Source organism: Williamsia sp. Y712 (genome assembly GCF_059445525.1).
On record NZ_JCAIUN010000001.1, the window covers coordinates 1,167,789 to 1,191,600 of the forward strand.

General features: G+C 64.8%; 18 protein-coding genes. 8 read left to right on the top strand and 10 right to left on the bottom strand.

Going from position 1 to position 23,812, the window contains the following annotated elements:
* Positions 1 to 28 precede the first annotated feature (28 nt).
* Positions 29 to 928, top strand: coding sequence for an AMP-binding protein (locus AC1D75_RS05550; RefSeq protein ID WP_495514288.1), 900 nt, complete (start codon positions 29 to 31; stop codon positions 926 to 928).
* Here AC1D75_RS05550 and AC1D75_RS05555 read toward each other — a convergent pair.
* Both AC1D75_RS05555 and AC1D75_RS05560 read right to left on the bottom strand, forming a co-directional pair.
* On the bottom strand, positions 906 to 2,807 hold the full coding sequence (locus AC1D75_RS05555; RefSeq protein ID WP_495514289.1) for a hypothetical protein: 1,902 nt from the start codon (positions 2,805 to 2,807) through the stop codon (positions 906 to 908). The genes AC1D75_RS05550 and AC1D75_RS05555 overlap by 23 nt on opposite strands.
* A gap of 68 nt (positions 2,808 to 2,875) precedes the next feature.
* On the bottom strand, positions 2,876 to 4,030 hold the full coding sequence (locus AC1D75_RS05560; RefSeq protein ID WP_495514290.1) for an isochorismate synthase: 1,155 nt from the start codon (positions 4,028 to 4,030) through the stop codon (positions 2,876 to 2,878).
* A 102-nt stretch (positions 4,031 to 4,132) separates the two neighbouring features.
* Between AC1D75_RS05560 and AC1D75_RS05565 the strand changes: the two genes are divergently transcribed.
* Positions 4,133 to 5,878 carry an ABC transporter ATP-binding protein gene (locus AC1D75_RS05565; protein WP_495514291.1) on the top strand — a complete coding sequence of 582 codons (1,746 nt, stop codon included), beginning with the start codon at positions 4,133 to 4,135 and terminating at the stop codon, positions 5,876 to 5,878.
* Positions 5,875 to 7,674, top strand: a complete 1,800-nt coding sequence (locus AC1D75_RS05570) for an ABC transporter ATP-binding protein (RefSeq protein ID WP_495514292.1) — start codon at positions 5,875 to 5,877, stop codon at positions 7,672 to 7,674. The genes AC1D75_RS05565 and AC1D75_RS05570 overlap by 4 nt, the downstream gene beginning before the upstream one ends.
* Here the strand turns inward: AC1D75_RS05570 and AC1D75_RS05575 are convergent.
* Positions 7,646 to 8,914: a serine hydrolase domain-containing protein gene (locus tag AC1D75_RS05575; protein ID WP_495514293.1), complete on the bottom strand. Its 1,269-nt coding sequence runs from the start codon at positions 8,912 to 8,914 to the stop codon at positions 7,646 to 7,648. The two genes, AC1D75_RS05570 and AC1D75_RS05575, sit on opposite strands and share 29 nt — an antisense overlap.
* Before the next feature lie 136 nt (positions 8,915 to 9,050).
* On the opposite strand from AC1D75_RS05575, the gene AC1D75_RS05580 reads away from it, so the two are divergent.
* Complete coding sequence (locus AC1D75_RS05580) at positions 9,051 to 9,692, top strand: MSMEG_1061 family FMN-dependent PPOX-type flavoprotein (RefSeq protein ID WP_495514294.1); 642 nt, start codon at positions 9,051 to 9,053, stop codon at positions 9,690 to 9,692.
* A 49-nt stretch (positions 9,693 to 9,741) separates the two neighbouring features.
* Positions 9,742 to 10,518, top strand: a complete 777-nt coding sequence (locus AC1D75_RS05585) for an SDR family NAD(P)-dependent oxidoreductase (protein ID WP_495514295.1) — start codon at positions 9,742 to 9,744, stop codon at positions 10,516 to 10,518.
* Positions 10,519 to 10,546: 28 nt separating this feature from the next.
* Here the strand turns inward: AC1D75_RS05585 and AC1D75_RS05590 are convergent, their stop codons facing one another.
* Both AC1D75_RS05590 and AC1D75_RS05595 read right to left on the bottom strand, forming a co-directional pair.
* On the bottom strand, positions 10,547 to 12,319 hold the full coding sequence (locus tag AC1D75_RS05590; protein WP_495514296.1) for an HNH endonuclease signature motif containing protein: 1,773 nt from the start codon (positions 12,317 to 12,319) through the stop codon (positions 10,547 to 10,549).
* 125 nt (positions 12,320 to 12,444) lie between these two features.
* Positions 12,445 to 15,018 (bottom strand): hypothetical protein, encoded by a 2,574-nt coding sequence (locus tag AC1D75_RS05595; RefSeq protein ID WP_495514297.1) that lies wholly within the window; start codon positions 15,016 to 15,018, stop codon positions 12,445 to 12,447.
* A gap of 191 nt (positions 15,019 to 15,209) precedes the next feature.
* Here AC1D75_RS05595 and AC1D75_RS05600 point away from each other — a divergent pair, with 191 nt between their 5' ends.
* Positions 15,210 to 15,782, top strand: coding sequence for a hypothetical protein (locus tag AC1D75_RS05600; RefSeq protein WP_495514298.1), 573 nt, complete (start codon positions 15,210 to 15,212; stop codon positions 15,780 to 15,782).
* Positions 15,783 to 15,922: 140 nt separating this feature from the next.
* Here AC1D75_RS05600 and AC1D75_RS05605 read toward each other — a convergent pair whose 3' ends face one another.
* The 3 genes from AC1D75_RS05605 to AC1D75_RS05615 all read right to left on the bottom strand — a co-directional run bounded on the left by AC1D75_RS05605 (position 15,923) and on the right by AC1D75_RS05615 (position 19,641).
* The gene (locus AC1D75_RS05605; RefSeq protein WP_495514299.1) at positions 15,923 to 16,804 is read right to left on the bottom strand and encodes a DMT family transporter; all 882 of its coding nucleotides are present in this window, start codon (positions 16,802 to 16,804) and stop codon (positions 15,923 to 15,925) included.
* Between the two features lie 36 nt (positions 16,805 to 16,840).
* Positions 16,841 to 17,686 carry an HpcH/HpaI aldolase/citrate lyase family protein gene (locus tag AC1D75_RS05610; protein WP_495514300.1) on the bottom strand — a complete coding sequence of 282 codons (846 nt, stop codon included), beginning with the start codon at positions 17,684 to 17,686 and terminating at the stop codon, positions 16,841 to 16,843.
* Between the two features lie 122 nt (positions 17,687 to 17,808).
* A complete protein-coding gene (locus AC1D75_RS05615; RefSeq protein WP_495514301.1) occupies positions 17,809 to 19,641 on the bottom strand; it encodes an acyl-CoA dehydrogenase in 1,833 nt (610 codons plus the stop codon).
* A 223-nt stretch (positions 19,642 to 19,864) separates the two neighbouring features.
* On the opposite strand from AC1D75_RS05615, the gene AC1D75_RS05620 reads away from it, so the two are divergent.
* Positions 19,865 to 20,596, top strand: a complete 732-nt coding sequence (locus AC1D75_RS05620; protein WP_495514302.1) for a GTP pyrophosphokinase — start codon at positions 19,865 to 19,867, stop codon at positions 20,594 to 20,596.
* A gap of 7 nt (positions 20,597 to 20,603) precedes the next feature.
* On the opposite strand, the gene AC1D75_RS05625 is transcribed toward AC1D75_RS05620, so the two are convergent.
* Entirely contained in the window at positions 20,604 to 21,377 is a 774-nt protein-coding gene (locus AC1D75_RS05625) for a deoxyribonuclease IV (protein ID WP_495514303.1), read from the bottom strand.
* 130 nt (positions 21,378 to 21,507) lie between these two features.
* Here AC1D75_RS05625 and AC1D75_RS05630 point away from each other — a divergent pair, with 130 nt between their 5' ends.
* A complete protein-coding gene (locus AC1D75_RS05630; protein WP_495514304.1) occupies positions 21,508 to 22,905 on the top strand; it encodes a WS/DGAT/MGAT family O-acyltransferase in 1,398 nt (465 codons plus the stop codon).
* Here the strand turns inward: AC1D75_RS05630 and AC1D75_RS05635 are convergent.
* Positions 22,902 to 23,804: an alpha/beta fold hydrolase gene (locus AC1D75_RS05635; protein ID WP_495514305.1), complete on the bottom strand. Its 903-nt coding sequence runs from the start codon at positions 23,802 to 23,804 to the stop codon at positions 22,902 to 22,904. The genes AC1D75_RS05630 and AC1D75_RS05635 overlap by 4 nt on opposite strands.
* Positions 23,805 to 23,812 lie beyond the last annotated feature (8 nt).

A 23,812-nucleotide genomic window follows, 5' to 3' on the forward strand; every position in this document is an offset into this window, starting at 1 on the left:
CGCCATACCGACGGGAGGAAATTGCCGCATGCTCGCTGTTGCGCCGAATGCGATATTCGATCACGTTGTATGTGACGATCCGCAGCTGGAGGCCATGGTCTGCGGTGATGACGTGGTGGATTTCGAGCGACTGGACGAATCCGTCGACTGGCTCTGTGAGGATCTGTCCGCATGCGGCATGCGCTCGGGCCATCGGGTGGGGCTCTGTATCCGCGAGGGCTGGCAATTCGTGCTCGCGTTGCACGCCTTGATGCGCATGGACGCCGTCATCGTCCCGCTGAATCCTCTCGACGACGAAGCGCTTGTCGGCGCGCGCGATCTCGACCTTCACTACGTCGTGTCCCATGTGCTGGAAGACGACCTCGTCGAGGACGTGGCCGTGCTGGTCGGTGAACGCGATTGCGCCCCGATGTTCAGCGTCGCCGATGAGTTCACACTGATCGGCGTCGGGGACGGGCCCATCGACCGAAACGGCGGATTCGTCCTGGGCGGGTCCGATCGGTCGATGTGGAGCTGGCCCCGGTGTGTCGAAGCGGTCGACGAGGTCCGCAGGGGGCTCGATCTGGATTCGCAGGCCCAGGTGATGCTCTGTGGAAGTTGCGAGAGTGCAGCGGCGGTCATGGTGATTCTCGCCTGTGCCAGCGCCGGATCCTGCCTGCAGATCGCGCCGCCTGCGGTGGATGCGAACACCTGGCCGGGCATCGGTAGCGGTCAGACGTCGGTCCTTTTTGCGCCGTCCGCATCTGTGTGCGCATTCATCGAGCAAGCACCACAACAGCTTTGGCGCAACCTTCGGGTGGCACTGGCGTTGCGGGACGCGGTGCCGGAGGTGGTCGAACGCCGGTACGGGCTGGTTCACCAGTGCGTCGGGAACGTTGCGATCTACGAGGTGGAGAACTGCCCGATCAGGTTGAGGTCGGTTTCGTAGTGTCTGTGCCCGCGGGCCCGGTCGCGATGTTCACCAGGTCGGCCAACGCGTCTTCTCTGCGGTGCCGGAGTGTGTCGATCACCGCCGCGATATCCGCGTCTTCCGGCAACCACAGGGCCGACACCAGGGTCTCTCGCAGGTGCGAAACGTCCGCGGACCTGTCCGCACGACCGAGCATGGCCAGGATCTGTTGCGCCGGTTCGGCTCCGACTTGGGGCCGGTAGGGCCGGATATCGAAGTGCTGTGGCGCGAACTCCAGGAAGATCTCGTCACCCTCGGTCAGGCCGAGGTCGTCGATGAACCGTTTGACGGTGCCCAGCCGGCCTTGCACCGACACCCAGATGATCGATTGGGGACCGAGTCTCGACGGTAGCTGCAACGGCGTCCCCGGCCCGACGCCCAGATGCCCGGCCAGTGCGGACGGGATGTTGAACGCCGACCCCTTGATGTGCGCCTTGGATACCACAGAACGCCAGCGGACGATGTCGCCGTCGCGGTACAGATTCCGGGTCTTCGTCGGCGATTTTCGGTTCACGTAACGCTTTTCACGCCGGGTGACGACATCGTCGCGCGTGATGAACTCACCGGCCCCGGCGTATGCGCGGATGGATGATTCGGTGACGTTGTACTTGGCCATGATCCGGCTGATCAGGTCCTCGATGCCGATCTGCCCGCCGACCTCGTCGAGTATCGCGCCGATCTGCCGGTGGACGGGAAGGTAGCGTTCCCCACCCCAGCGGGCCAGGCCGTACGTCGCGCGGTCGGTTTTCACGATCCGGTCGTCGGTGGCGATGGCGTTGCGGATGCTCGACCGCGACCGCGGTGTGTCCGCCATGGAGTCGACGATCTCGTCGAAGGTCAGCGAGGTGCCTGCGATGGACAACGTGGCCGCGACCAGATCGCCGGTCGCGGTCGACGCGGTCACCACATGATCGCCGATCACGGCAAAACCATTGCGCCCCAACCAGCGGGCGGTGGTCTCGGCACTGAGCATCAACGCCTTCGCCACCGGGGCGAGCGGTACCACCGACTCCGGTCCGGCATGTTCGTCGAGGATCTCCCGCACCCGGGTATTCGCCTCTTGCACACTACCTTTGACGATCCAGTCGTCGGTGATGTGGAGTTCGCCGGACCCGGCGCCGAGGATGCGCCACAGTGGGATCTCCAGGGTGGGGAATGGCAGTCCCAGCTCGGGGATGTCCGCGATCACATCGGAGATGTCGGCGATCGGGTTGGCCCGAGCGATCATCTCCGAGAGCAGCGGGCGCAATGTGGCCGATGCCTCGACCATCTCGGCCAACTGCAAGCGCAGGCTCCGGTCGAGCTGGTTGACCCGTTCGCGGGACAGGCCTATCTGGGTGGCCAGGTGGGCCTGCGTGCGAGGCCGCGAGGCGACGATGCGTTCGCCGAGGATGAGACGGTCGCGGTCATCGAGACCGTCGACGAACTCCCTGACGCGTCGGTCTTCGGTCAGCGGGACCGGCAGTACGTCATCGGTGGCCGATGGATCGCCGGCAACCGCTGTGGCCGCGACCAGGTTCCGGACGATCTCGGTCGCCGCGTCGCGGTCGATGCCGGGGGATTCGAGCAGCTGGTTCACTGTCCGATCGAGAGGTTGGCCGGTGTGAGCGGCATTCGGGAAGTCGGAGGCGAGCCGGTGATCGGGCCGGTCGGCGACGTATCGGGCCGCAACAACGGCGCAGAACGCGTCGAAGTTCTCGCTGGTCAGGCTCTCCGCCGGAGTGGTGCCGATCCATGCGTTCGGGATCAGTTCGTTCTCGGACAGGATCGGCGGACCGGACCGATAGTCATCGAGCCACGGCAGGAGCTCACCCCAACGGCGGTGTGCCAGCGGGCGAACTACATTCGCGGCGGGCATCAAGACGACCTTTCGGGTGCAGCGGGTATATCGAGCAGAGTGGACAACTCAAGCCGCGACACCGCAGTTTAACCGACACCCAACGCCGAGAGGATGGTGCGGAATTTTGCAGAGGTCTCGGCCAGTTCCTGATCCGGGTCGGAATCGGCCACGATACCGCCGCCCGCCGAAGCGCGGATGGTGCGACGGTCGGCGTCGAGTTCGGCGCACCGGATGCTGACCAGCCATTCTCCGTTGCCGGTGGCGTCGCACCAGCCGACAGCGCCTGCGTAGAAGCGCCGGTCTTCCTCGGTGCGCAGGATGTGGTCGCGAGATTGTGCGGTGGGTGTGCCGCAGATGGCGGGCGTCGGGTGCAGGATGCGGGCCAGGTCCAGCGCCGTGATGGACGGATCGCGGATCTGGCCGGAGATCTCCGTTCCCAGATGCCACATCGCAGGCGTCTTGGTGAGTGAGGGTGTGGCGGGCACGATGACCTCGCCGCACAGTGGACGCAGCCGTTCGGCCAGCGCCTCGACAACAAAGGCGTGCTCGTGCTGATCTTTGACCGAGGCGGTCAGTCGCTGAGCCTGCTCTCGATCGGTGTCCGGATCAGCCGACCGCGGTGCCGAGCCGGCGAGCGGATGGCAGGTCACCGTTGAACCCGTCCGGCGCACAAGCAATTCCGGGCTCGATCCGATCAGGAGATGGCCGTCGTAGGCGGGCCCCGCGGGTGTCAGGTCGGCGAGGAAACCGTTGTGGGTGGGGTCGGCGTCGACCAATCGGCCGAGTAGTGCGAGGGGGTCGATCGGCGCGCTCGCCCGCAACAACAGTGTTCGGGCCAGAACCACCTTCGACAGTTCGGTGGCCGGATCGGTCAGAGCGCGCAGGGCCAGACGAACGCGTCGGACGTGCTCTTCGGGTGCAGGCACCGTGGAGACGATCTCCACCGGCGGGAGCGGCTTGGCCCGCGACTGCCATTGCTGTGCGGTGTGGGTCACCTCGGCAGGCGCCAACAGGGCGGCGGGCTGGTCGGTGTCGAAGGGGAGTGCGCCCACGATGTAGTTGTGGCCACCACGTTCGAGTGCCTCGCGCGCCGCTGCGATGCTGTCGAAGTGGGCGCTGACACCGGTCGCCAGCAGGTGATAGCCCGGGCGCGAGAGTACAAACGCCGGAGTGGTTTCTGCCGTGGCGCTTGTGGTCGTGGCCTCCGGCTTCGAGCGTGTACCGGCGGATGTGGTGGACATGGTCTGACTAACCCCTTAAACGCTTGTCGGCTGTGAACAGCCTAGTGCTTCCGGTCGGACGCTAGTAGAAATAGCCTATCCGAATGATGTAGTTCTTGATAGGTGTCCTCCCTCGCGCCCCCCAGACCACCCACTCGGCGCCGGTTACCGGTCTTCTTCGATGCGCCAACTGAACCGGTCGACTCGACCTGGATCGAGGTCGATGCCACAACGACCCCGCGGCAATTCACCCTGCGGACGATCTTCGCGGCGAAACGGCGCACCCTGCCCGCAGCCGGGCTGATGATCGGTCACCAGGTGGGTGAGGCGCTTGTCCCGGTGGTGATGGGTCTGGCGATCGATCAGGCGATCACCGACCACGACCTGACCGCTCTGGTGATCTGGCTGATGGTCCTCGGTGGCATCTTCGCGATGTTGTCGTTCTCCTTCCGCTTCGGTTCCCGGATCGGATTCCTCGGCATGCAATCGATCCAGCATCAGCTGCGCAGCCGGGTCACCGACCGGATCCTCGATCCGGCCGGGATGGAGGGTCCGCCTGCGATGTCCGGCATGCTGCTCTCCATCGCGACCGCGGACGTGGCGAAGTTGTCGGCGGCGGTCGCGGTGGCGGTATATCCGGTCGGACAGCTCGCCGCGGTCCTGTTCTGTGGCGTTGTGCTGCTGTGGATCTCGTGGCCACTGGGCCTGGCGATCCTGATCGGCGCCCCGGTCATCCTGCTGGCCCTGGACCTGTCCGGTGGGCCGTTGCGCCGGCGGAGCGAGCATCAGCAGGAATTGGCGGGCGAAGCCGCTGCCACGGCTGAGGATCTCATCGCCGGGTTCCGCGTCGTCAAAGGTATCGGCGCCGAGGCGCAGGCGCGGCACCGGTACGACGAGGCCAGTTCGCGCGCACTCGCCGGGGTTCTGGCGGCCCGTCGATCCGAGGGCTGGTACCTCGGTGCGATGGAGTGGGTGTCCGGCCTGTTCGTGGTCGCTGTCGCCGTCGCGGCCGGATTGATGGCGGTCGACGGATCACTCAGCGTGGGCGAGCTGATCACGGTGGTCGGTCTGACGCAGTTCGTGATGGAACCACTGAGCGATCTGGGCACCGGCTTCGGGAAAATCTGGTCGGCGGGGATCGCATCGGCCGAACGCGTTCTCAAGGTGCTGCAGGCACCGACCGTGACACCTGCACCCCGGTCATCCGCTGGAGAAGTGGTTGTTGCACAGGGCGTCTCGGTGCGCTGCGACGGGCTGACCGTGGATCCGATCAAGGCGCTCGACCTCGAACTGCCCGACCGCGGGCTTGTTGCCGTGGTCGCCGATCACGAGACGACAGCTGCGTTGACCGCGGTGCTGGCGCGGCTGCGCCGACCCCGAGCCGGGTCCGTATGGGTCGGTGGTGTCGACCTGTTCGACCTTGATGATGTTGCCGCACGGCACAGTATTCGCGTCGTCCCGCACGCCACCGATCTGTTCGAGGGCTCGGTGCTGGAGAACATCACCGCCGATGTCTCCGAGTCCCCGGACCGGGAGGCGGCGATCGCGCGGGCGGTGTTCGCCGCGGCCTGCGACGACATCGCCGAGGTCCTGCCGCAGGGCCTGCACAGCCCGGTCGGTGAGGCAGGCCGCCGACTGTCCGGTGGTCAGCGTCAGCGCGTGGGACTGGCCCGGGCTCTGGCCGCGGAATCGGCGGTGCTGGTACTGGTCGATCCGACCACGGCGGTGGATTCCGTCACCGAATCCCTTGTCGCCGAACGCATCGTGAAGGCGCGCGCCGACCAGACGACGATCGTCTTCACGCGATCTCCGGCACTGCTTGCGGTCGCCGATCAGATCATCGTCCTCGATGAGAGTGGGCAGGCATGAGCGCGCCGACAACCGTGCCGATGACCGTGGCCGGACCAAAGGCGGTCTGTGGCCGGATGGCCGCAACCGTGCGGGGCCGATGGTGGTTCCTGGCGGCAGTGGTCGTGGTGCTGATCGGCGCGGCCGCGCTCGGTCTCGTCACGCCGTGGGCTCTCGGTCGAATCGTCGACATCGCCATCGACGACAGCGGGTTTCGTCAGGTGTGGCAACTCGGTGGATTGATGCTGGTTGCCGCATTCGGGTATGCGGTGCTGACCGGACTCGGCGTGGCACTGTCGTCACAGCTCTTCGAGACGATGCTCGCGCGGCTGCGTGAACAGATGCTCGATGCGGTGCTCCGCCTGCCGCTGGCCCGGGTCGAGTCGGCCGGTAGCGGCGATGTCGTCTCCCGGGCCACCGACGATGTCAGCGTGGTGAGCGAGGCGATCTCCAGAGCTGTTCCCGCACTGTCGACCTCGGGTTTCACGATCGTGCTGACCGGCATCGGTCTTGCCGTACTCGACTGGCGCTACCTCGTGGTCTTTGTGGTGTTGATGCCGGTCTACGTGGTCGGGGTGCGGATGTATCTGCGCGAGGCGCCACAGGTCTACGCGGCCGAACGGGTGGCGATGGCAGAACGCGCCCATCACGTCCTCGGCGCAATCCGCGGCCTGGAAACCGTGTACGCCTTCGGGTTGTCGGCCGGGCTCAGCAGGCGGATAGCGTACCGGTCATGGGACGTCGTGCGCTGGGCACTGCGTGCCCGGATCGTTCAGAACCGGTTCTTCGGCAAGATCAACCTGGGCGAATTCCTGGGAATGGCAACGATTTTGATCGTGGGCTACAACCTGGTGGGTGCCGGGATGTCGACGGTGGGTGCCACCACCACCGCCATGCTGTTCTTTTTGCGGCTGTTCGGGCCGATCTCGGCCCTGCTCCTGGTGATCGACGATCTGCAGTCCGGTGCGGCGTCGCTGGGACGGATCGTCGGCGTCATCGAGGAGGCCGAAGGATTTGTGTCACCGGCGCCGGTGGCACCGAACGCCACCGGTGGTACCGAATTGTCTGCGGAGTCGGTGAGCTTCGGATACTCGGCGGAACATCCGGTGTTGCAGGACATCTCCATCCGCCTGGTGCCGGGCGAGAAGGTGGCGGTGGTGGGGGCGTCCGGTGCGGGCAAGACCACGTTGGCATTGTTGCTGGCCGGCGTGCATCCGGTCACCTCTGGCCGGATCTGCCTCGGCGGGACCGACGTTCGCGATCTCGAAGGCTGCGATCGGGCCCGCCGGATCGCGATGGTGACCCAGGACGTCCACATCTTTGCCGGACCGTTGGCCGCGGATCTGCGGATGGTCGCGCCGGAGGCAAGCGATTCGGCGCTGAGGTCGGCGCTGGAGGCGGTGCTCGCGTGGGACTGGGTCAGTGCGCTCGACGACGGTATGGACACGGTGGTCGGCGCGGCCGGGGTCAGGCTCACACCCGTGCAGGTTCAGCAGGTCGCATTGGCCAGGTTGGTTCTGCTCGACCCGGAGGTGGTGATCCTCGACGAGGCGACAGCCGACGCGGGCAGCTACGGTGCCGAGACGCTCGAGAGGTCCGCGCAGGCCGCCATTGCGGGACGTTCGGCCCTGATCATCGCCCACCGGCTCAGTCAGGCGGCGATGGCCGACCGGATTCTGCTGATGGAGAAGGGTCGCATCGTCGAGTCCGGGACCCACGCGGACCTGGCCTCGGCCGGTGGCCGCTACGCACGGTTGTGGTCCGCCTGGTCCCGGGACCGTGACGGCGCTATCGCGTCTGGCCCGACGACCCGGTGACCGACGAGCCGGGCGCCGGGGCGGTACCCGCGGCCAACGCCAGGCGCAACTGATCGGCAACGGCGGTGGGATTCGCCGAGTTCTCATTGGTCAACACCGTGACCGCCCACCCCGTCGATGGCACGAGCTCGGTGACACTCTGGGACCCGCCGGTTGTGCCGTCCTTGTAGGCGTAGGGCAGCGGGTTGGCATCCGACGTCGGATACAGCTGCCAGGCCATGCCCATCTGCATGCCGCCGGAACCTCCGGGCGCCACCCGATCCAGGGTGGTGTTCAGGGTCGCGGCCAGCGGGTTCCCGCCTTTGCCCATCGTCGCTTCGGCCCACGTCGCCATGTCCTCGGCGGTGCTGACCAGACCGCCGGCGCCGGCGTATGCCTCGGTGTTGTTGTGGTAGCAGACGGGCTTTCCGTCGCTGTACGGCACGGCCAGATCGGCATTCGGCCCCGGCTCCAACTCCGTGGCGGACATCCCGAGCGGGCCGGTCAGTTCGTTTGCCACAACGTGTCCGTAGGGCTCACCCGCGCCCGGCTTGAACCCGCCGCTGACAATCGACCCGAGCAGCCCGAACCCCCAATTCGAATACAGCCAGTCCGTACCCGGGGTGTGGACAAGGGCGTCGTAGTTGTTGTTCAAACCCGCTGCGAGCTTGGTGATGTCGTAGTTCATCTCGGCATAGCAACCCTGCCCGAGATTCATCGCATCCCGCTTCAACCCCGACCGATGGGTGACCAGCTCGCCCATGGTGATGAACTTGCCGTCCGCTCCCGGCAGGGTCAGGTCGGCCGTGGCGGGTAGGCGACCCTGAGCGCGGTCGTTCAGCGCCACCGCGCCGGACTGAACCCGCAAGGCAAGTAGCGAGGCAGTGAAAGTCTTTGTCTGTGAACCGATCTCGAATTGAGTCTGCGGTCCCACGGGCAACGACTGTGCCTTGTCGGCGTCGCCGAAGTAGTAGGTGGTCGTGATCGATGCGCTCGGGTTGCCCGGAGCCGGTTTCACGATCGCGATCGCGGCCCCTGTCGTGTCGGTCAATTGCGAACCGACAGCGGCGACGACCGCCGCCACTTCTGCGGCGTCGCCGGGACGAGAACCAGGGTTGAAGGTGGTGGGCACCGCGTTGGCGGCCGGTGCGACGATGCCACCGAGTGTCAGTGACGCACACACTGCCACCGCTGCCGGAACCCATTTCCCGCGCCGCGTCTTCTCGGACGAATTGGTCGACAATGAGCGGCGCAGATTCATGTCGTGAGGTTACTTCACGACTTTCGAAACGGCAGCGCGTCGGAAACTCCTTCGCCGCATCATTGCGCTCACGCGTGTCTCACACGATGGTGGGGGCCGCTGCCGGGCACTGGCAGACCTGGTGTCTGATGGGAGTGTGACGACCCATCCAGCATCGAGCTCAGGCGACACCCACGCGATCACCACCCCGGCGGACCTCGAGCGGGTGCTCGGAGTGGCCCACGAAGGTGTCCTGAATAAGCACACATCGTCGATGACGCCGTTGATCGTCGAGTACCTCGAGCGCGCAAGGTTTTTCGTGTTGGCCACGGCGGACGCCGACGGCAACTGTGATTGCTCGCCGCGCGGCGACGTCGACTCGGCGGTACTCGTCCCCGACCCGCACACCCTGGTGCTGCCCGATCGGATGGGCAATCGCCGGGTCGACTCCTACCGCAACATCCTGGCGAATCCCCACGTCGGGGTGTTGTTCATGGTTCCGGGAATCGACGAGGTGGTCCGGGTCAACGGTCGGGCGAGGTTGCGCACCGACCCAGATCTGCTGGATGCCATGGCGATCAAGGGCAAGGCGGCGACACTCGCCGTCGTCATCGACGTCGACGAGGTCTACGTCCACTGCGCCAGGGCGATCCTGCGGTCGGATCTGTGGAATCCCGAGCGGTTCGCCGATCCGGACGACGTCCCGACTGTCCGCGACATCTACGCCGAACAGCACGCGGAGACGGTGCCTGCCGACGAGCCCCGCCGGCAGGAGCTGTACCGCTCGTATTTGTACTGATCGCGATTGACCCTTGAACCGAACAAGCGCTCGGTCATAGGGTGCGAGGATGGAAATCAACGGAGCAAGCGCAATTGTGACGGGTGGGGCATCGGGTATCGGTGCTGCAGTGGCGCGGCAACTCGCCGCACTGGGGGCCAAGGTGGTGGTGGCCGACGTGCAGGCGGACAAGGGGGAGGCCCTGGCCAAAGAGATCGGCGGAGCCTTTGTCAGCGTCGATGTCACCAAGACCGAGCAGATCGAAGCGGCGGTCAACAAGGCACTCGAGCTCGGACCGCTACGAGCGCTGGTCAACTCGGCGGGTATCGGATCGGCGCAGCGCACCATCGGGCGCGACGGTGAGTTCTCCTCCGCGCATGACATCGATGTCTTCCGGAAGGTCATCAACATCAACCTGATCGGCAGCTTCGACGCCACCAGGTTGGCCGCCACCGCGATGAGCCGTGGCGAGCCGACGGAAACGGGCGAGAAGGGCGCGATCGTGTCCCTGGCCAGTGTTGCCGCGTTTGACGGCCAGATCGGCCAGGCCGCGTACTCGGCGTCCAAGGGCGGCATCGTCAGCCTGACCCTGACCGTCGCCCGCGACCTCGCGGCCGCAGGCATTCGCAACAACACCGTCGCCCCGGGTCTGATCGAGACCCCGATCTACGGCAGCGGGCCCGAGTCCGAGGCGTTCAAGGCCAAACTCGGTGAGAGCGTGCTGTACCCGTGCCGTCTCGGCACCCCCGACGAACTCGCGTCGATGGTCATCGAACTCATCACGAACTCCTACATGAACGGCGAGGTCGTCCGCGTCGACGGCGGCGTGCGGCTCCCACCGAAGTAGCAAGCGGACTTCTGAAGGGACGCTGCGATCATGGCGCCGGCGATTCGTCGGCGCCATGATCGGCCCGTGAACGAACCCGGTTCCGGTTGCGTTCTCGCTCCTGTTGTCGGCGTTTGTGTTTGGCTTCGGTGCGGGGTCTTCTTTTCGGAGGTCTGTCCGGTGCCCGCTGTGGTGCTGACGGTGATGGCTCGTCCCAGGTGATGTGTCGTATCGCTGGGAAGAGGTCGTCGCCGGTCCAGGCTGGTCCGTGATAGATGCGGCCTTCGGGGGTGATCACAACGGTGGTGGTGCGGCCGTTGTCGTCGACGTATTGGTCGTCGAGCCAGTCGATTGGTCGAGCTTCGCTGCGCTTCGTCTCTGCCGTGTGGGTTTTGAGCAGGTGGTGAAAACGGCACAGCGCTTTGAGTCCGGTGGGATGGGTGCGGCCGCCGGCGTCGGGGTCGGCGTGGTTGTATTCGGTGGTGTGGTCGAGGTCAGCGGTCCAGGCGGGTTTGTTGCAGCCGGGCCAGGTGCAGTAGCAATCACGGATGCGGATGAAGGCATCAAGGACTGCGGACGGTCGGTAGTGGTCACCGGGTTTGACGACCGGTAGTGGAATTGTTTGCAGCCGTGGTTCTTTGACCCGCGCCCAGTCGTCGGAGTCGATCCCGGCCAGTCGTGGATCGGGTGGGCCCTGCATCGGCACTGTCTTCTTCGCTGCGCGGCGAGCCTTGCGGTTCGGGCCGGACGGTGGGGTCGGGCACTGCTGTGCCACAGCATCGTTGGCTTCGGAATCGCCGGCCGGTGCGGGTGCCGACTCAGGTGCTGGTGCGGGTTTGGTCTTGTTGCCGAGCGGTCGGACGGTGGTGGCGTCGTGGTCGGCCAGGTCGCGGGCGTGGTCGGCGGTGATGACGCCGTGGCCTTCGAGGTAGCCGGGTTGCTCGTCGTCGCCGTCAAGGGTCGATTGATTGACGATGGCGTGCAGCACGATCTTCACATCGATCCCGGAGACGACGTGTCTGCTGGGTACGGAAAGGATTTCGGCCAGGCAGGGGTGTTCCGCATCCTCCTCGCATTGGCAGGTGAACTCGCGGGCCATGGTGATCGCGAACAAGGCGTCGGACATCCGTTGCGGTTTACGGCGCGGGTCACGTTTACAGGTGGACGCGGCGAGTTTCTCGAGGCGTTGCATGATCATCGCGGTGTGTTCAGCTGCCATCGTCGCGGTCAGGACACCCATACCGTTTTGTTTCTCGTCTGCCCAGACTCCGCGGTTGTTGTTGGCGTCCTCGCGTTCCTCGCGGACCAGGGTGGGGTCGCGGCGAAAGATGGTGGCGTCGATCATGTCCCGCAACGCTTTCGACGACCAGGATCCGCGACGACGCAGGTTCTCGGCGATGTCCCGATCGATGTCGGCGGCGTGATCGGTGCCGTCGATCAAATCCGTGCGGGCGACGATCGCCGCAATGTGATGCGCTGCCACCAGGCCGTACTTGAGAGCTTCGGCCACGTGCGGAAGGCGATCGCGCAACGCCAACGCACACGTCAGATGATTTTCGGCGACCGTCTGACTCATCCGCTGCGCCAACGCCAACCGGGCCGCGCACTGGGTGTAGGCGTCCTTCAGGAAGTCCGAGGCGTCGAGGCTCTGGGTATCCATTTGCCGATGCAACTCCGCCGCATAGGCGTACCGGGCCCACTCCAGATACCCATGCCCGGCCATCGCACGCTCCACCGAACCCAATAAATCGTTGACGCCCAACAACATCGCCGGTTGTATCCCGGTGATAGCGGGGTCCACGCTGGGCCACGGTTCGAACATGCTCCTAGTCTAAATGCGGGGTCCGACATTGCTTTTCATCGCCCGAAACCGTAGTCCTACGGCCTGATCGGTCGAAATAGGGGCCCGGTCAACGCATTTAACACCCGGTCAGAGATGGCGTTCGCTCACGATCGAAAGAGGTCGCAACTCTCGGCGGCATCGTTCGCCTGATGCATCGTCGGGCCGAAGTTCCGGGGGCTCATGAACTCGTACAAGTTCATACCCAGCTGGTTCGAGCCGGTACCGAACATGGTGTTGGCGACACCCGGCTTGATGAAGTGAGGGGTCCAATTGTCTCTATCGGTCGTCGGCCTTTCCACGGTGATGAACATGTTCCACCGCACTGGGGCTCCGTCGCTGCCGAAACTCCACGTCGCACGCATCTGAGCGTTGGAGGGCATTGAACTCCAAGGACGGTGCTGTTCCATCCTCACTCCCCAGTCCGTGTAGTTGCCACAGCTCAGACCGTTCACGTCGCCGGGACCAACCGGAGGGGGAGTGCCTCGGATCAGCCAGGGGTACGTCGTCGAAACGAACGTGGTGGCGAACCACGTGCGCAGTCCGGTCGTCAGTTTGTTCAACAGTTCACCGGGATCGGTTGGCGCGACCCAGCGTTCGGTCGCGATCTCCGTGTTGGCGGCTTCAAGTTTGCCGTAGTCGGAGGCCATGATCAGGGCGACTGTGGAGAATGCGTTCGTCGCAGCCGCGAGTGAATCTTCGACTTGCTGCGCAAGTCGATCGGATCTGACCCGGGTCTTGTTCGCCAGCGCATTGGTGTTCGAGTCGGCCTCACCGCTGGCGTAGGAGACGAGTCCGAGGAGTGTCGATATCGGGCCCCACACCGCCTTCAACGCCGGAGCTGCCAGCGTCACCACACTCATGACCACATTCGTCAGCTTCATCCCGTCGGCGAAGGCGGTGCTGGTCGCCGGTGGCGCCACCTCGTTGGCCATGTCGTTGCCGATCTTGGTGACGCTCAACTTCGCGTCGCCGCGAATGAGTCCCATTGATTTCTGCAAGTTGTCGTAGTAGTTCTTGACGGAGACGAACGAGGTGACTTCCCTGCGGAGTTGCACCAGGGTCGCGTCGAACTCCGCTGCTGTGAAGGGATATGTGGCCCCGTCGGTCGGCATGGTGACCGTGCTGATGAGGTCCTGCCTGATGGATGTCCACACGGCGTTGTAGTTGGTTCGGTACTTGTCGCGGACGCTACACATGGTGCCGGTGGGCCAGTTGCACCCGGGAACGTTCGCCTTCCACCCGATATAGGTCTCCGCGGCGTTGTTGATCGTCGGGAAGTTCGGGGCACTACCGGACCCGCCCTGGTACGCGGGTTGGTACATGATCTCGCTTTGTCGAAGGTCCACACCGCCGAGCGGACCCGATTGTAAAGGCAGGAACGACGAGTCATGGCTCCGCGCGATCAATCCCATGGCGGGACCGGGCTTGCCGAGGATCGATCCCCTCTCTACGACGGATGACCCGGCGGCCGCGCCGCCGATGAGGGTGTAGTCGCTCGTACCGTCGAGACTGAGGAAGGCGAGCCTGGACCCGCCGAGTCGGACGATCGCGGCGGCGCCGTCCTGCCAGGCTGCGGACGGCTTGGGCCGGCCGAAACTCTGGATCATGACCAGGTACGGTCGCCCGGCCGCGTCGACCTGGTTCGCGACCGCGACGAGTTTGGTGGTCAACTCGCTACCGCCGGCATCGTTGTTGGTGACAACGGTGGCGTTGAACGTGGGTTCGAGAGATTGACCGTCGAAGCCGCGAATGACGAAGCCGTCCGGGCCACTTGCGGTCGACGGGTAGGTGGCGTCCCCGAGTCGCATGGTCACTGTGGGCCCGTCAGTGGTCTCCTGACGAGTCGTGAACGACAGGGGTGCGGGTGGGGTGAAGTCGTAACGCTGACCAGCGGCACTCCACCGGAGCAGTCCGGTGATATTGGCCCCGGCGCGGTCGCCCGTATCGGTGCCGACCCGTGTGTATGCCGTGCCCTCGGCCGCACCGGTTTTGCCGACCACCGAGAACGGTGTTCCGGTCTCCATCCGGTTGAGGTCACCGGCTGTGATCGGACTCGATCCGAGGGTGCGGAACAGTTCGCTGACACCGGAGTCGCGACTGGCATTGGTGATACCCCGGTAGCCGCTGACGATCACGATCGTGTCAGCCCTGGTCCGGTAGGCGTTCGTGATGTTGATGAGGTCTCGCACGCCGCCGGCGTTGTTGGGTCGGGTCCCCGACTCGAGGCGCTGTCGGGTGGTGGCGTCCAGAACAGCGATGAGCAGATTCTGGCGATCGGCCGCGAACGGCATGCCATCGCCGTTGACGATGATCGCGGCTCCAGGGTTGTCGGAGAGGGTCTCGATCGGCACACCGAGCACTGGCTCACCGGCATTCGGCGACAACAACTGCAACCCGCCAGGGCCGGTGGAGCCGGGTTCATTCGGGTTCGGTGTGGGACCGGACGAACCGCCGTCGGATGAGCCGCCTTCCGACGATCCGCTGTCGGAGGAACCCGAGTCCGAGGAGCCACTGTCGGATGACCCAGAGTTCGACGATCCGGCGCCGGGAAGGTCGATGGAGAACGGAGGTTCTGCACTTGCCGTCCCCGCATTGCTGAGAGAGGCGACGGCAATAACCGCGACGAGTAGCAACGTGCCGGTTCGAGCCCGGACACGATTGCTGCGGGTTGAGAACACTGTCTGACTCCTTCACGGCGTGCAGGGATGACGACGGCCATACCTGCTCCGAACCGTAGGAAAGGAGTGCAAGTTTTTTGCAACGCAACCTGATCGGTGCGTGGCTACCCGAGAGTTGCAGAAGTCATGCGGAGCAATGCCAGGGTGAGCGCATGATAATTTCTCGTCTCCGACGGCTCGCCGTCGTCGCTGTGATCAGCGCTGCCGTATCGACCGGTCTCGTTGTGTCTACCGCCACTGCGTCGGCGGAACCCGTCCTGGGTGCGGAGTGGAAACGGTTCAATATCCACATTCGCTCAAATGACGGCGGTGCCGGCGGAGTGCACTGCGTGAAGAATCAGCCTTTCGGGCGCGACGGCAGTCGCTGCGATGCAACAGGATATTACGACGACAGCTCACCCGTGGGCTTCCGGAATGTGAATGGCGGGGTTGTCTACGACAGTGACGGCAAGGGTGGGACCTACCTGAAGTTCTACACCACCGCCGGCGAGGTGGTGGAGGGCAACATCCCGTCGCGCGGATCGGGCGATTTCACCATTTCGAGCTTCAATTCCCCGGCGTTCGGCACCTTGGCCCGAGTGACGCAGAAGTTGTATTTGGACGTGGAGACCACCGATAACGGGTCGACCACCGGTGACCGGTGGGTTGACTTCTACCTGCGCGGCCAATTGGTGGTGACGGCTCCACTTGGCGAAGGTCTTGATCCAGGCGATTTCTTCGACGATGTTCTCGGCGGCCTCAAGGGAGCGTTTGGTAGCAGCTGAGGCCACCTGCTCGAGCTGATCGATCACGGACCGGCACAGTCGACGCACGATCTCCAGGTCGACAGAGACGTTGTCGGGCAGCATCATCCGCACGTTGCCGCCGCGCGATCGCACGGAATATCCCCAGCTGACAAATCAGCTCACACTGCGTTTGCCGGCTCGGGAACCTCTTCCTCGTCGGCGGTACTGCGAGCCAGAGCGACCGCGGCGGCGACTGTGGCGGCAAGGGCCACCACCAGGACGGCAGCGACGGCGTGATCGGCGTGGAGGTATTCACCGAGGACGACAAATCCGAGCAGGGCGGCGACCATCGGTTCCATGACGGTGGTCGCCGGAAGCGAGGCCTGCAAGGCGCCGATCTGAAAGGCCGACTGCTGCACGGCGATCGCGACGACCGCCACCACGATCAGGGCGTACAGCTCGACCGATGTCAGGAGCGGGACGATCCCGCGGCCGGCCAGGTGCACGACGCCCTTGGTCAGTACCGCTGCGACACCGAAAAGTGACCCGCCGGTGAGACCGAGCAGCAGTGCGCGGCGCGACCGCGAACCGGTGCGGGACAGCAGCAGACATGCTGCGACGAACGGGAGCCCGATGGCGCAGATGATGATCCAGTGCGTGGTCTCCGAGCGTTCGACACCCGGCCGAGGGTCACCTACCACCACGAGAATCGCGATCGACACCGTCAAGGCGGCCGCCCACACCCAGTCGCGGGCGCGAACCGTCCGACCGGAGAAGCGTGCGCTGAGCGGGAGCGCGAACAACAGAGACAGCACGAGAACGGGCTGGACCAGCAACAGCGACCCGAGTCCGAGTGCAGCGGCCTGCAGTGCGTAGCCGCCGAACCCGACCAGGGTGCCGAGCCACCACTCCGGCCGGCGCACCAGGGTGGTGATGGGCCCGAGCGCCCCGACGTCGTCGTCGCTGATCACCGACGCCGACCGTTGGCGCACCACAGTGCCGATCGCAATACACAGTGCCGCGCCCAGTGCGCACACTATTGCCAGGAGAGAGTCGCTCACGGCGGGAATCTATCCCGGCCAGATGAACCGCGGGCATCACACCGGTGAGATACCGAATTCGCCTGCGAGCTCGGCAATTCGCTCGGCGCGTTTGAGGCGGGGGAGGTCGCTGCCGTCCCGCACCAAGCGACCACGGGCTTCGAAGTCGGAGAGGAACCCGGTCGCCCACGCTACGTCGGCCGGGCTCGGACTGATGACGGTGTTGATGACTCCCGTGTGGGCCGGATTCAGGCACAGCTTGCCGGTGAGTCCGAATGACACGCTGGTGGCGGTCTTTTCGCGGAGGATCGTCTCGTCGTCGGTGACCGCCGGTCCATCGATCGGTCCGGTCAGACCGGCCACACGGCTGGCGACGACCAGGCGCGATCGCGGGTAGGCCATCACCAGATCGTCTGCGTCGGTGGCGGTGTCACGACGGTAGTCACCGCTTCCGAAGGCCAGACGCAGGACGCCGCGGCGCCGGGCGATGTCGACCGCGTTCTCGATCCCCATCGCGGACTCGATGAGCGGGATCACGGGCACGCGTCCGCCGAGGCGGTCGTAGGTCTCGTCGACCTGGTCGGGATATTCGGTCTTGGCCAGCATGACTCCGCCGAGGCCCGGTGCCGCCCGGAGGTGATCGACGTCGTTGGACCAGAAAGGCGTGGTCCGGTCATTGATCCGCACCCATGCCTCTGCGGCGCGCAGCCACGCGGTGACACTGTCGCGGGCCGCGTCCTTGCTGCGTGGATCCACGGCATCTTCGATGTCGAGGATGATCTGGTCGGCCTGCGAGCGGGCGGCGGCCATGTAGGCCGCCGGGACCGACGCGTTCACCAGGAGCCATGAACGTGCGATAGTTGCGTCGATGCGAGGGCGGGACTGCAGATCGGGTTGTGCCATGGAGCCCAGTGTGCCGTAGCCGATCGAGCACGCCGGCGGTCAGTGCAATACGTTCATCGTTTCGCTGCCAGAAAAGTGGGCCGCCCCTGACCTGTGGAGCGACCCACTCTCTCGTCAGTTGACTAGAACGAGGCTTCGTCCAGCTCCATGATGTCGTTGTCGACCTTCTCGACGATGCCGCGGACGGCGGTGAGCTCGGGCAGCATGTTCTTCGCGAAGAACGTCGCCACGGCGACCTTGCCGTTGTAGAAGGCGGTGTCGGCTTCGCTTGCACCGGCATCGAGAGCAGCTTGCGCCACCTCTGCCTGCCGCAGCAGCATCCAGCCGATGAGCAGATCGCCGACGCTCATCAGGAAGCGGACACTGCCGAGGCCGACCTTGTACAGCTCGGTCGGCTGCTCCTGCGCGTTCATCAGGAAGCCGGTGAGGGTGGCGGCCATGACCTGGACGTCATCGAGGGCGGTCTTCAGGAGCGCCTTCTCTGCCTTGAGGCGGCCGTCGCCCGAATCGGACTCGATGAAGGCGCTGATCTGGCTGGCGACGTGAGCCAGGGCCTGGCCCTTGTCGCGAATGATCTTGCGGAAGAAGAAGTCCTGCGCCTGGATGGCGGTGGTGCCCTCGTACAGCGAGTCGATCTTGGCGTCGCGGATGTACTGCTCGATCGGGTAGTCCTGCAGGAAGCCCGAACCGCCGAGCGTCTGCAGCGAGCCGATGAGCTGCTCGGAGGCCCGCTCGGAGCCGACACCCTTGACGATCGGCAGCAGCAGATCGTTGACGCGGTACGCCATTTCCTTGTCCGAACCGGACACGAGCTGTGCGGCCGCGGCGTCCTGGTGCGATGCGGTGTACAGGTAGACCGCCCGCAGACCCTCGGTGTAAGCCTTCTGGGTCATCAGCGACCGGCGTACATCCGGGTGGTGGGTGATGGTCACGCGCGGTGCGGCCTTGTCGGTCATCTGCGTCATGTCGGCGCCCTGCACGCGCTCCTTGGCGTATTCCAGCGCATTGAGGTAGCCGGTCGACAGCGTGGCGATTGCCTTGGTGCCCACCATCATTCGAGCGTGCTCGATGACGTCGAACATCTGCGCGATACCGTCGTGGACCTCGCCGACGAGCCAGCCCTTGGCCGGGACGCCGTGCTGGCCGAATGTCAGCTCACATGTGGACGAGACCTTCAGGCCCATCTTGTGCTCGACGTTGGTGACAAATGCGCCGTTGCGCTCGCCGAGTTCGCCGGTCTCGTGGTCGAAGTGGAACTTCGGAACGAAGAACAGCGACAGACCCTTGGTGCCCGGGCGCGCGCCCTCGGGGCGGGCCAGCACCAGGTGGATGATGTTCTCGGTCATGTCCTGGTCGGCCGAGGTGATGAAGCGTTTCACACCGTCGATGTGCCAGGTGCCGTCTTCCTGCTTGATCGCCTTGGTGCGGGCGGCGCCGACATCGGAACCGGCGTCGGGCTCGGTCAGGACCATGGTGGCGCCCCAGCCGCGCTCGGCACTGATGACGGCCCACTTCTTCTGCTCGTCGGTGCCGTTGTTGTAGAAGATGTTGGAGAAACCGGCTCCGGCGGCGTACATGAACGTGCCCGGGTTGGCGCCGAGGAGCAGTTCGCCGATCGCCCAGTACAGCGAACGGGGGGCAGGCAGGCCGCCGAGTTCCTCATCGATGCCCAGCTTGTCCCAGCCGGCGTCGGTCAGAGCCTTGTACGACTTCTTGAACGACTCGGGGACGGTGACGCTGTGGGTCTCCGGATCGAAGACGGGCGGGTTGCGGTCGGCGTCCGCGAAGGACTCCGCCAGCGGGCCCTGGGCGAGGATGTTGACCTCGCGCAGCATGTCGATGGCGGTCTCTTTGTCGAGATCGCCGAAATCTCCACTACCCAGGACTTCCTCGAGCTTGAACATCTCGAAGAGGTTGAACTGGAGGTCGCGGAGATTGCTCTTGTAATGCCCCATTGCAGAATCCTTTGCAATCGTCGAACTGCTTTTGATTGTGGTGAGTACTCGGTGGGTGGACTGCACAGTAAGTTACTCACCAGTAACAACCCGAATATACATCCGCTTACCACGTCGCACAAACGCTCGGTGAGTCAGTAATTGTGATGCGCAGCACTTCAGGGGCTGGATGGGGTGATGACTCACCGGTGGCGTGTCCGGCAGGTCGGGCACCATGGATGGCATGTCTGACGCGGTGAAAAGCAGTGAAGGTGTCCAGAGCGAACCTTCCGGCCCCCTGGTGCAATGGTTGGCCGAGGCCGGACCGGAACGCGATCTCGGGCCCGCCGACATCGTCGGGATCGGTCAGAGCATGCAGAAGTTCATGCTGCCGTTCCAGTTCGCGATCAAAGAGATCGTCACCAAGCTGGAGATCTTGCGCGATGAGTTCGCCTACCTCAACGACTACAACCCGATCGAACACATCAGCGCCCGGGTCAAGAGTCCCGAGAGTCTGCTCGCCAAGGCCAGTCGCCGCAACATCCCGGTGAACCCCGAAGCCCTCCAGGGCCAGATCGACGACATTGCCGGAGTCCGGGTGTCGTGCACGTTCATCGCCGATGCCTATCAGCTCACCGAGCTGTTATGCGCCCAACCTGACGTGAAAACCCTGCACACAAAGGACTACATCGCCCATCCGAAACCGAACGGATACCGCGGACTGCACACCATCGTCGAGACGCCGGTCAACCTGAGCACCGGCCAGTTGCCGGTGAAGGTCGAACTACAGATCCGCACCATCGCGATGGACTTCTGGGCCAGCCTCGAGCACAAGATCTACTACAAATACGACCGCACCGTGCCCGCCCATCTCCTCGACGAGCTGACCGAGGCCGCCGAAACCGCCAACATCCTCGATCAGAGGATGCAGGCGATCCGGCGGGAGATCCACGGCAGCGGAAATCGCGAGCTCTGACGATGTGTCAGGCCAGCGCCTTACGCAGATAAATCAGATCGTCGGCGAGACCTTCCTCGGGCGTCTCGAGGATCACCGGAGCACCCGCCGCCTTCACCACCGCGACCAGGACATCGGGGTCGATGTGGCCATCGGTGAGGTTGGCGTGGCGGTCGCGGCCGGAGTCGAACTCGTCGCGTGAATTGTTCAGGTGGATCAGGTCGATCCGCCCGGTGATGGCCTTGACCCGCTCGACGATGTCGACGAGATCTTCTCCGCCCGCCCACGCGTGGCAGGTGTCGAGGCAGAAGCCTGCGTTCTCGTAGTCGCCGACCGCTTCCCACAGCCGTTCGATGTTCTCCAGGGTGCGGACCATCGCATGGTCGCCGCCTGCGGTGTTCTCGATCAGGATCGGGACGGGGAAGCCGCCCTTGTCGTTCGCCCGCTCGAAGAGCTTGCGCCAGTTCTCGTATCCGTCCTTGGCGTCTTCGTCGTCTCGGAGGTGTCCGCCGTGCACCACCAGTCCGAACGCGCCGAGTTCCGCGGCGGCGATGGCCTGGTTGATCACTGCCTGACGTGACGGCATCCGGAGCCGGTTGTTGAGGCTGGCCACGTTGATCATGTACGAGCTGTGCACCACCACATCGATCGGGGAGTTGCGGATTTGTTCTGCCAACGGATGGGGTTTCGGCTTTTCCCAACCCTGTGGATCTGTCACAAACATCTGTAGCAATTCGGCGCCGAGCTCCTCGGCGCGGCCGATTGGATCGCTGTCTTGTCGTACGTGGGCACCTGTGCGCATGAACACAGCTTAGGAGGCTCGGGCTGTCAGAGTGTTTTTCATCGGCGATCCCGAGGTATTTGGCGACAATTAGGGGCAGAGTGGAGATCCGTAAGACTCTGTCGGACGAACTGTTTTTGGGGGAGTAAACGTGGAACGTTTGAGCGGTCTCGACGCCTCATTTCTCTATCTCGAATCACGATCGCAGTTGATGCACATCGTCGGGCTGATCGAACTCGACCCGGACACCGTCGAGGGCGGATATTCGTTCGAGAAGATGCGCGATGTACTCGACCGGCGGATCGCCGGACTCCCGACATTCCGTCGGAAACTCCGGGATTCGATCCTGAACATCGACCATCCGGTGTGGGTGGAAGACCGGAATTTCGACATCGAAAGTCATGTCCACCGGGTGGCCGTCCCGCCTCCGGGCGGACGCCACGAATTGGCAGATTTCTGTGCACACATCGCCGGGGTGCCGCTCGATCGCAGCAAACCGCTGTGGGAGATGTGGGTCATCGAAGGGCTGCTCGACGGGAAGATCGCGGTGTTGCTCCGGATGCATCACGCCAGCGTCGACGGGGTGAGCGCTGCGGATCTGCTGGCCAAACTGTGCACCATCGGTCCCGACGAACCCGAGCTGGACGAGGAGGACCTGGCCCAATCCGCCGGGGACGCCTCGCTCGTCGGCCTGGCGGTCGACGGTGCGCTTCAGGTGGCGCGTCGGCCGCTGAGCTTCGCGCGATTGCTCCCCAAGACTGCCCAGGTGCCGTTCGACTGGATCTCGCGGGCCCGCCGCAACGAGGCGATGCCGCTGCCGTTCCGGGCACCGCGGACACCGTTCAACAAGTCGATCACGGGCCACCGGAGCCTGGCGTACACGCAGGTGTCGCTGACGGACGTCAAACGCATCAAGGATCACTACGGCGTCAAGATCAACGACGTCGTCCTGAGCGTCTGCGCGGGGGCATTGCGGAGCTACCTCGACGATCTGGGTGAACTCCCGGACCAGCCGCTGGTCGCGATGGTCCCGGTGTCGGTCCACGGCGACAACGACGACGACCTCGTGACACAGGGCACCAACAAGGTCACCGGCATGTTCACCAAGCTGGCCACCGATATCGCCGACCCGGTCGAGCGCATCACCACGGTGGGCGATCAGGTTCGAAAGTCCAAGGAACACCATGGTTCGATGGACTCGAACCTGTTCCGGGGCTGGGCACAATTCGTGCCGCCTGCGACCATCGGCATGGCGATGCGACTGTATGCCTCACAGGAGCTGGCAGATCGGCATCCGGTGATCTACAACCTGGTGATCTCCAACGTGGCCGGACCCGACTTCCCGATGTATTACCTCGGCGCGAAGATCGAGGGGATGTACCCGCTGGGGCCGGTGTTCCACGGTGCAGGCATGAACATCACGGTGTTCTCCCTCGACGGCCACCTCAACGTCGGCGTCATCGGCTGCAAAGAACTCGTCCCCGATCCGTGGCCGTTGGTGCAGGCCTTCGAAGACGAGGTGAAGGCGCTCCTGGAAGCCTGCGACTAGCTCTCGGCGGGCTCGAGAACGAGCGCGGAGACCTCGCGCGCGGCCTCCATGAAGACCGGGATGAATTTGGGGGCCTCGAGGACACAGCAGGCGTGGCCCCCGTCGACCTCGAAGACCTTGATGCCGGGAATGTTGTCGGCAAGCAGATGCTGGCGCGACGGGGGGATGACCCGATCCTTGACCGAGATCAGGACCGCGCTGGGCACGTCGATCTCGGACAGCCAGGGGCGTGAATCGAACCTGCCCATGCCGTCGCCGAGCGGTCCGAGCCGAGAGAGCGGCGTCGCCAGGAACTGCCGAATAGCCCACAACGAGTCGGGGACCGTTCGATCGTCGAGCTTGGCGGCATTCGGTTGCACATGGGGCGGATGGATGACCTTCATCATCCGGCCGATGTTCGACATGCTGGTCTGGCGTTTCGGGTCGTGGCTGCCGAAGAACGGGCCGGTGGAACACAGGATCAGACCGTTGACGCGGCCCGGGTGCCGCCGCCAGGCCAGCTGCGCCACACCGCCACCCATCGAGAACCCGGCAGCGGTGAAGGTGTCGATACCCAGGACGTCGGCGAGTGCGACCACATCGTCGGCGCAGTCGTCGAGATCGAACCGACCGTCGCGGATGCCGCGCCCGTGCCACCGCTGGTCCAGCGTGATGACCCGGAACTCCTTGTTGAGCTCGGGGATCAGCGGATACCAGCACAGCAGCCCGTTGGTCATGACCGAATGCAGCAGGAATATCGCCGGTTTGTCCTTCGGCCCGGAGTCGGTGACGTACGTCGAACCGCGTCCGGGCAGGTAGACCATGCGGCCGTCGGGGAGGTCGCGGACCGGATAGGGGTCGATGACGCGCTCGACCCGGCGCAAGATCGCATTGCGAACCCTGACCAAAGAACTCTCCATCTGTTCGA

Bases quoted from the DNA above. Each gene is read 5' to 3' on its own strand.
- AC1D75_RS05550 (WP_495514288.1), top strand. From the start codon at position 29: ATGCTCGCTGTTGCGCCGAATGCGATATTCGATCACGTTGTATGTGAC.
- AC1D75_RS05555 (WP_495514289.1), bottom strand. From the start codon at position 2,807: ATGCCCGCCGCGAATGTAGTTCGCCCGCTGGCACACCGCCGTTGGGGT.
- AC1D75_RS05560 (WP_495514290.1), bottom strand. From the start codon at position 4,030: ATGTCCACCACATCCGCCGGTACACGCTCGAAGCCGGAGGCCACGACC.
- AC1D75_RS05570 (WP_495514292.1), top strand. From the start codon at position 5,875: ATGAGCGCGCCGACAACCGTGCCGATGACCGTGGCCGGACCAAAGGCG.
- AC1D75_RS05575 (WP_495514293.1), bottom strand. From the start codon at position 8,914: ATGAATCTGCGCCGCTCATTGTCGACCAATTCGTCCGAGAAGACGCGG.
- AC1D75_RS05585 (WP_495514295.1), top strand. From the start codon at position 9,742: ATGGAAATCAACGGAGCAAGCGCAATTGTGACGGGTGGGGCATCGGGT.
- AC1D75_RS05590 (WP_495514296.1), bottom strand. From the start codon at position 12,319: ATGTTCGAACCGTGGCCCAGCGTGGACCCCGCTATCACCGGGATACAA.
- AC1D75_RS05610 (WP_495514300.1), bottom strand. From the start codon at position 17,686: ATGGCACAACCCGATCTGCAGTCCCGCCCTCGCATCGACGCAACTATC.
- AC1D75_RS05615 (WP_495514301.1), bottom strand. From the start codon at position 19,641: ATGGGGCATTACAAGAGCAATCTCCGCGACCTCCAGTTCAACCTCTTC.
- AC1D75_RS05620 (WP_495514302.1), top strand. From the start codon at position 19,865: ATGTCTGACGCGGTGAAAAGCAGTGAAGGTGTCCAGAGCGAACCTTCC.
- AC1D75_RS05625 (WP_495514303.1), bottom strand. From the start codon at position 21,377: ATGCGCACAGGTGCCCACGTACGACAAGACAGCGATCCAATCGGCCGC.
- AC1D75_RS05635 (WP_495514305.1), bottom strand. From the start codon at position 23,804: ATGGAGAGTTCTTTGGTCAGGGTTCGCAATGCGATCTTGCGCCGGGTC.